This window comes from Brachybacterium tyrofermentans, from assembly GCF_039526165.1.
GTDB lineage: Bacteria > Actinomycetota > Actinomycetes > Actinomycetales > Dermabacteraceae > Brachybacterium > Brachybacterium tyrofermentans.
On the sequence record NZ_BAAAIR010000073.1, the window covers coordinates 1 to 1,375 of the forward strand.

1 protein-coding gene is annotated in these 1,375 nt (G+C 66.7%); it reads left to right on the top strand.

All coding sequences use genetic code 11. The features are described from left to right. Positions 1–84 precede the first annotated feature (84 nt). Complete coding sequence (locus ABD093_RS18275) at positions 85–1,332, top strand: IS256 family transposase (protein ID WP_343926303.1); 1,248 nt, start codon at positions 85–87, stop codon at positions 1,330–1,332. Positions 1,333–1,375 lie beyond the last annotated feature (43 nt).

Here is a 1,375-nt window from a genome sequence, read left to right on the forward strand (position 1 = left end):
CCGTGATCGTCTCTGACGAGGACGCGGTCACCGTGTGATCCTTCGAGTGAACCTCTCACAGCACTCTCGAACGGAGTCATCACGATGACCGCTCCTCATATTGTCGACCCTCACGGCCTGCTCGGTGAAGCCCTGGCCGAAGCCTCCCCGGATCTGATGCGCACGATGCTGCAGACGATCATCAACGAGCTCCTCTCCGCGGACGCTGACGCGGTCGCCGGCGCCGAGTACGGCCGGCCCAGCCCCGACCGGTCTGTCCAGCGCAACGGCTACCGCCATCGCGATCTCGACACCCGCGTCGGCACGATCGACGTCGCCGTCCCCAAGCTCCGCTCTGGCACCTACTTCCCCGAATGGCTGCTCGAGCGTCGCAAACGCGCTGAATCCGCCCTGATCACTGTGGTCGCGGACTGCTATCTCGCCGGGGTCTCCACTCGCCGCATGGACAAGCTGGTGAAGACCCTCGGCATCAACTCGCTCTCGAAGTCCCAGGTCAGCCGCATGGCAGTCGATCTCGATGAACATGTCGAGCAGTTCCGCCACCGGCCCCTGGACGCCGCTGGTCCGTTCACGTTCGTCTCCGCTGACGCGCTGACGATGAAGGTCCGCGAAGGCGGGCGCGTCATCAACGCGGTGGTCCTGCTGGCCGTCGGCGTCAACGGTGATGGGCACCGCGAGGTCCTCGGCATGCGCGTCGCGACCAGCGAGACGGGCGCGGCGTGGAGCAGCTTCTTCGCAGACCTCGTCGCTCGCGGCCTGGGCGGAGTCCGCCTGGTCACCTCCGACGCCCACGCCGGCCTCGTGGAGGCGATCGCCGCGCATCTGCCCGGAGCGTCCTGGCAGCGCTGCCGCACCCACTACGCCGCGAATCTGATGAGCATCTGTCCCAAGGGCATGTGGCCTGCAGTGAAGGCGATGCTGCACAGCGTCTATGACCAGCCCGACGCCGCGGCCGTGAATGCGCAGTTCGAGCGGCTGCTGGACTACGTCAGCGAGAAACTGCCCGACGTGGCCGAGCATCTCGATGCCGCCCGCGCCGACGTTCTCGCGTTCACCGGGTTCCCCAAAGACGTCTGGGTCCAGATCTGGTCGAACAACCCCACCGAGCGTCTGAACCGGGAGATCCGCCGGCGGACCGACTCGGTGGGCATCTTCCCCTCTCGCGAGGCGATCGTCCGGCTCGTCGGCGCGGTGCTGGCCGAACAGACCGATGAATGGGCCGAAGGACGCCGCTATCTCGGCCTCGACGTCCTCGCCCGATGCCGCCTCACCATCACAACCAGCCCCGTGAACGAGGTGAACGCCGATGCCCTGCCCGCACTGACAGCCTGACCCCTCATCGAAGGATCGCTACACCACTACCTGGGACTTGACC

Bases quoted from the DNA above. Each gene is read 5' to 3' on its own strand.
- ABD093_RS18275 (WP_343926303.1), top strand. From the start codon at position 85: ATGACCGCTCCTCATATTGTCGACCCTCACGGCCTGCTCGGTGAAGCC.